At 72.2% G+C, this 6,438-nt stretch carries 5 protein-coding genes; 1 reads left to right on the forward strand and 4 read right to left on the reverse strand.

Annotated elements, in window-relative coordinates:
- Positions 1-413: 413 nt before the first annotated feature.
- The 3 genes from LOY02_RS17105 to LOY02_RS17115 are packed head-to-tail and all read right to left on the reverse strand — an operon-like array spanning position 414 to position 2,420.
- Positions 414-1,625, reverse strand: coding sequence for a lipid II:glycine glycyltransferase FemX (locus LOY02_RS17105; protein ID WP_317183577.1), 1,212 nt, complete (start codon positions 1,623-1,625; stop codon positions 414-416).
- Between the two features lie 5 nt (positions 1,626-1,630).
- On the reverse strand, positions 1,631-2,065 hold the full coding sequence (locus LOY02_RS17110; protein WP_317183578.1) for a hypothetical protein: 435 nt from the start codon (positions 2,063-2,065) through the stop codon (positions 1,631-1,633).
- On the reverse strand, positions 2,058-2,420 hold the full coding sequence (locus tag LOY02_RS17115; RefSeq protein WP_317183579.1) for a hypothetical protein: 363 nt from the start codon (positions 2,418-2,420) through the stop codon (positions 2,058-2,060). The genes LOY02_RS17110 and LOY02_RS17115 overlap by 8 nt, the downstream gene beginning before the upstream one ends.
- 139 nt (positions 2,421-2,559) lie before the next feature.
- Between LOY02_RS17115 and LOY02_RS17120 the strand changes: the two genes are divergently transcribed.
- Positions 2,560-3,966 carry an ADP-ribosylglycohydrolase family protein gene (locus LOY02_RS17120; RefSeq protein ID WP_317183581.1) on the forward strand — a complete coding sequence of 469 codons (1,407 nt, stop codon included), beginning with the start codon at positions 2,560-2,562 and terminating at the stop codon, positions 3,964-3,966.
- Between the two features lie 43 nt (positions 3,967-4,009).
- On the opposite strand, the gene LOY02_RS17125 is transcribed toward LOY02_RS17120, so the two are convergent.
- Positions 4,010-6,438, reverse strand: a 2,429-nt coding sequence (locus LOY02_RS17125; RefSeq protein ID WP_317183580.1) for a TM0106 family RecB-like putative nuclease, incomplete at its 5' end; no start/stop codon positions are given.

Raw genomic sequence — 6,438 nt, forward strand, 5'->3', positions numbered from 1 at the left:
GTCGCAGCCACACCATCCCGATGGGCGGGATCTCGTCGAAGAGCCCCTTCGAGACGCTCGCGCCGAACTGCACCGACAGGATGCCGATCAGGACCAGAGAGACGGGAGAGAGTCGAACGGCGGGCACCGAGTCACCGTACAGAGGTCGACCCGGGCGGCGCCCCGGCATATACGGGACACCCCGGCATCACGCCCGGTACGCCCTGCGTTTGGGGCCACTCGACGGGGTGGGAGGGGGCGGCTGGGGGCCCGGCGGCTGCATTTGGGGCCACTCGACTTGGGGAGTGCAGGCCCGGGGCTGCGTTTGGGGCCACTCGACGTGGGGAGTGCGGGCCCGGCGCTGCGTTTGGGGCCACTCGACCGGGGAGGGGACGGGGGCGCGGGACTCAGCTCAGCGGCATACGGAATCGTCGTCAGACGTCGGCGTCGGGGGTCGCGTCGGCGCCCGCGCGCCGGTTGTTGATCGCGACGCGCAGGGCCATCGCCTTCTCGAACGCCGTGTGCCAGAAGCGGCTGAGGACCAGCTCGCGCTCCCCGACCATCTCGACGACGTCAGCGCCGGCGCCGAGCTTGAAGAGCAGCAGGCCGATGAGGGGCGACGACGCGCCGAGCGAGGTGTTGAAGCCGCGCAGGTCGTAGGTCGTGCAGCCCGCGTCGATCGCGTCCTGAATGGCCTGCCACTGCAGTGCATTGCTCGCCCGCGCGTCGCGGTTGCGGCTCGTCGACCCGCCGTAGAGGTACGAGAAGGTGTCGCCGACCCGGACCATGAGGGCCGAGGCGAGGACGTCACCGTCGACGTGCGCCTCGTAGATCCGTCCCGTGACGTGCTCGCCGCCCTCCGAGAAGGACCGGACCATCTGCTCGAAGTACGACCTCGCCCGCGGGACGAAATGGTCGCGGTCGGCGGTCTCGACGTAGAGCTCGTGGAAGGTGTCGACGCCCTCGACGCCGATGGACCGCACCGTGACGCCGGCCTTGTCGGCCTTCCTGATGTTGCGGCGCCACTGCTGGTTCATCGACTTGAGGACGGCCTCGCTGTCGCGCCCCTTGAGGTCGATGACGCAGAGGTACCGGGGCTGGCCGACGGCTGCGGTGCTCCCCCAGCCGATGGGTCGCCAGCCGCCGCGGTCGAGCCAGGCCTCGAGCCGGCGCGCGACGGGGTTGTCGACCGCCGGTGGGAGGGTCGTGAAGGACATCAGCCCGCCCTCGCCGATCTGCTTCTTGACGACGTCGGGCTGCCACGACCGGGACACCACGGGGAAGCCGAGCCGCAGCGCGAACGCGCCCGCAGACCTGGCCCAGGCGACGAGGGGGTCGAGCCACGCCGCCGGGTCCTCGGCGACCGCGTCCCACGGCAGCGCCGGACCCTCGGGCAGGTAGGCGAAGGAGCGCCGCACGCGGGGCAGGCTCCGCGAGAGGACGAGGCCGGCGCCGACCCGGGCGCCGCTCGCGTCGAACCAGCCGAGGTGCACGGACGTCCAATCGGGCTTCGTGCGCGCCCAGGAGGGAGTCTGCAGGAAGCTGCCGCCGAGCTCGAGGAGGGTGGCCTGTGCCTCCTGTGCCGTGACCGGCCGGACGGTGAGCGGGCCGGCCGGCTTGGGCTGCGCGGTCGCTGCGTCATCCATGCCGGTCACCCTATCGGCGCGGTCGGCGCGGCCCGGGCCTGCCGGTTGCGGCGGATCCACAGCAGGCCGAGCACCGGCAGCACGAGCGGGACGAAGCCGTAGCCCTGGCCGAAGTGCGACCAGACGGTCTTGTCGGGGAACGCGCTCGGCGCGGCGTAGGAGATCGCGCCGACGACGAGGACGCCGACGAGCTCGATGAGGATCGCGACGGAGGCAACCCGGACAGAGGTCCGGTCGCCGCGGGCCAGCCCGACGGTCGCGACGATGTAGATGAGGGCCGCGAGGGCCGACAGGAGGTAGGAGACGGGAGCCCGCTCGAAGTACTCGGCTATCTGGAGGACGCTGCGGCCCGTCGCCGCGAGGGCGAGGAGCCCGTAGAGCGCGACGATGAGGCGGCCGGGACCACGACCGGTGTGGGGGGCCGGACTCGGGTCAGGCATTGAGGCTCCAGATCTGCTGGATGCGGGCGATGAGGATGGCGATGACGACGGCTCCCCCGAGCACGACGGCCATGGCCCACTGCGTCTTCTCCTTGATCGCGATGAAGACGGTGACGGGCAGGATGACGAGGACGGTGAAGAGGTAGGCGATGAAGGTGGCCCGCTCGGAGCCGTCCGCGATCGCCCCCGCCTGAGCGAGCCCGTAGATGAGCTGGGCGACCAGGCCGACCTCGACCGCGGCAGCGACGAGGATCAGTGGGTCGTCCACCGGGCGCTTGCGGACGAGGTGGTGCGCGGCGATGAGGCCGAGCACTCCGGAGACGACGAGGAGCAGCACGGTCAGCGGGGCGAGCACGCCGGAATCCTACGGGGTGGCCCCCCGGGGCGCCGATTCGGTCGCCCGCCGTAGATTGCTCTGAGGAATCGCGGATTGCCCCCAAGAAAGGTCGCCTGTGGTCACGAATCGTCCGATCTCGCTCGATCGTGCCGCCGGCGTGCTCCTCGGCGGGGCGTGTGGTGACGCCCTCGGCGTTCCTTACGAGATGTCCGCCCCCCCGGTCGGGGAGGCCGTCATGAAGGGCGGCGGGCTCGGCCCCTACGACCCGGGCGAGTGGAGCGACGACACGCAGATGACACTCTGCGTCGCGGACGTGGCTGCCCGCGGCGTGGACCTCACCGGCCCGGACGCCCTCGACGCCGTGGCGGACGGCTTCGCAGCCTGGCTCGTCGGGGGTGCGACGGACGTCGGCGCCCAGACCCGCACGGTCCTCGTCGAGTCGGCACGTCTCGAGGGGCGCCCCCACGAGCGCCTCACCGCGGCGAGCCGCGCGCTCGACGAGCGCACGGGCCTCACCGCCGGCAACGGTGCACTGATGCGCACGTCCGTCGTCGGCATCTGGAACGTCGCCGACCGGGAGGCCACTGCACGGGCCGCACGGTCCATCGCCCACCTCACCCACGCGGACCCCCTCGCTGCGGACTCCTCGATCCTGTGGTCGGAGGCCATCCGCGTCGCGGTCACGGAGGGGCGCCTCGACCTCGCCGCCGGCGTGGACCTCGTCACGCCGGAGCACGCCGACCGGTGGGCGGAGTGGATCGAGGAGGCGACCGGTGAGCCCCCGGGACGCTTCGACAACAACGGGTTCACCGTGACCGCGCTCCAGGCGGCCTGGGCGGCGATCACGTCGACCGACCGGGGCGACGGGTCCGCCATGCACCTGCAGCGCGGGCTCCAGGCTGCTGTGCGGGCCGGGCACGACACCGACACCGTCGCCGCCATCGCCGGGTCCCTGCTCGGCGCGCGCTACGGAGCCTCGGCGGTGCCCACCCAGTGGCGGCGGATGGTCCACGGATGGCCCGGATACCGCGCCCACGACCTCGTCGAGATCGCGGTCTCCACGTGGGCGGGCGGCCGTACGCCTGGGACCTGGCCGTCGGTGCCCACGACGGCCGACCCGACGATCCCGCCGCTCGGGCTGCCCCACCCGATCGACCCCGACATCCTGCTCGGCACGATCAGCGACCTGCCCCGCACGCGAGAGCTCAACGTCCAGGCGGTCGTGTCGCTGTGCGCGCTCGGTCTCGAGGACATCCCGGCCGACGGCATCCCCGACCGGGACCACCTCGAGGTGTGGCTCAACGAGGACGACTCCGCGGACTCCAACCCGCACCTCGACTTCGTCCTCGACGACGTGTCGTCCGCGCTGCGGCAGTTCCGGGCGGAGGGCAAGAGAGTCCTCGTCCACTGCCGCCATGCGACGAAGCGGACACCCGCAGTCGCTCTGAGGTATGCCGTTGACCTCGGTGTGGCTCCCGAGCTCGCCGAGCGCTCCATCCTCCAGGCCATGCCCGGCGTCCGCGGCGAGGGGCGGCTGTGGGAGGTGGCCGCGCACGGCGCCTGAGGTCGCCGCAGACGGCGCCTCGGAAGCCGCGCACGGCGCCGGCTCAGACGGTCTTCGCCTCGTCGACGTAGCGACAGAGGGCGTTGACCGCGCGGAGGTCCTCAGGCGAATGCACCTCGGCGTCGAGCAGGAGCGGCGAGCCCACGACCACGGCCATCGCCTTGGCCCGCGAGATCGCGACGTTGAGCCGGTGCAGGTCATACAGGAAGGACACCCCGCGCGGCGCGACGTCGGCGCTCGTGCTCGCCATCGAGTAGATGACCACGGCACCCTGCCGGCCCTGGAACTTGTCCACCGTGCCGACCCGGGCGCCCTCAGGCAGGGCGTGGAGCAGGGCGGCGACCTGGGCGTTGTAGGGCGCGATGACGAGGATGTCGTCGAGCGTGATGGGCGACACGGTCCCGTCGGCGCTCGTCCAGGCGCCGCGGAGCAGGTCGTCCACGAGCGCGCGCACGACGTCAGCCTCCTCCTGGCTGGCCTGCTCGACGACGGACGTGTGCTCGACCGGCACCCACCGCAGCCCGTCGCCGGAGAGACGCCCGGGCGCGTCGACCGCCAGCCGCTCACGACCGGGGGCGGACTCCAGCCGCCCCTCGTAGGCGAGCTCGGACACGAAGGCGGTCAGGGTCGGGTGCATTCGGAAGGTCCGGTCGAGGAAGACGCCGCGATCGGCCGGGATGACGTCGTGGGCAGTCTCCCCCTCGGTGCGCAGGTGGTCGAGGGCCGAGATGCCCGACCCGTAGGGATGCGCGGCCTTCGTGGGCTGCATCAGCTGCTGCGGGTCCCCGAGCAGGACGAGTGAGCTCGCGGCCGGTGCGACGGCGACGGCGTTCGCGAGGGAGAACTGCCCCGCCTCGTCGATGACGAGCACGTCGACGGCGTCGGCCAGCTCCTCTCTCGACCAGAGCCACGCCGTGCCCCCGACGAGCTGCGTCTCTCCTGAGGAGAGGGCGGCGGCGACCTCGCCGTTGTCGGTGACGTGGCGGACCAGCCCGTCCCCCGCCTCGGGCTCGTCGCCGTTGGAGCCGCACTTGTGCAGTGCGGGCCGGCCCACCTCACGGAGCAGGTTGAGGATGACGGCGTGGGACTGCGCGGTGACACCAACGGTGTGGCCTGCGTCGAGGAGGCCGCGGATGAGCGCGGAGCCGGCAGTCGTCTTGCCCGAGCCCGGCGGGCCCTGGACGGCCAGCACCTCGCCATCGAGGCCCATGCCCACCCGCACGACGACGTCCTTGGCCGACTCCCCGGGCCGCACCGCGAGCAGGTCCCGCGGTGGCACCACCCGGTCGATGAGACGGGTCGCGAGGCTCGCCCCGCCGTGCAGTCGCAGCTCGGCCGTCCGCGCGAGGCTCTGTCGGAGCACCTGGTCCATGACCGGTCCGGGCCCACCGATTCCCCGCGGTCGGGGCGGATCCAGCGTCTTGCTCATCGACAGGTCGATCCAGCCCTCGACGGCGTCGATGGCGACGACCTTGCCGACCGGCCCGTGCGTGTCGACGTCGGGGACGTACTTGCCGACCGCGACCTTGCAGTCCTGGGGCGGGAACGGGTAGCGCCAGATCCGGGATCGCTTGACGGCCCCGACCTCGACCGGCTCGCCGAGGTCCCCGATCGCCGTGCCGTCCTCGACGAGGTCGGCCGTGTCGAGCTCCTTGTAGCGGAAGAAGTCCCACCACTCGGGCCGCTGCTCGCGCCGGTGCCACCCGACGAGGCCTGCGAGCAGGTCCTCGCCGGCCGCGACGAGCCGCTCGGCCAGGTCGATCTCCGACCGCTCCTCGTCGCTGAGCTCCCGGACCTCCTCGGGCACCGGCCGGGTCAGCACGTGTCCCTGGCTCTCGAGCTCGCCGCGACGGTCCTCGAGCCATTCGTGCAAGGCGAGCGTGGAGCGGACGTCCTCCTCGTTGTAGTCACGGATCTCGTCGAGGATGCCCTGCTCGGGCGTGCCCTCGTCCCGCCCGACGAGCCACCGCTCGTACTCGACGACGGACGAGAGTCCGTCGGCGACACCGGCGCCCTCGGACGCGCGCACGTGCCCCCAGTAGAACTCCTCGAGCTTCTTGATCGAGTAGGACCCCTTGCTGATCCGCAGGCCCTGGCGGACGACGGCGTAGAGGTCGACGAAACGCTCCCCCCGCAGCAGCTGGTCGAGCTCGTGCTCGCGGGTGGCGTGCACGCCCGCGAGCCGCTTCAGTGCCGTCGTCTCGTAGGCGGCGTAGTGGTAGACGTGCATCCCCGGGTGCGTGGCCCACCGCTCCATGAGCCAGTCGATGAGCTCTGTCGTGAGGCGCCCCTCCTCGGCGAAGTCGTGTGCCCAGAAGTCGATGTAGTCGCCCTGCCGCGTCCAGATGCCTGCGAGGTACTCCCGGCCGGCGCCGTCCTCGGCCCACGGGTCACCCTCGAAGTCGAGGTAGACGTCACCCTCGTCGGGCTCGGGCAGCAGCTGCAGGCCGCGCCCCGGCTCCGGCGGGAGGA

It is taken from the genome of Intrasporangium sp. (assembly GCF_032907665.1).
Taxonomy (GTDB): Bacteria; Actinomycetota; Actinomycetes; order Actinomycetales; family Dermatophilaceae; genus Intrasporangium.

What these genes read in the sequence shown, in the direction of transcription:
- LOY02_RS17105 (WP_317183577.1), bottom strand. Translation starts at nt 1,625, where the DNA reads ATGGATGACGCAGCGACCGCGCAGCCCAAGCCGGCCGGCCCGCTCACC.
- LOY02_RS17110 (WP_317183578.1), bottom strand. Translation starts at nt 2,065, where the DNA reads ATGCCTGACCCGAGTCCGGCCCCCCACACCGGTCGTGGTCCCGGCCGC.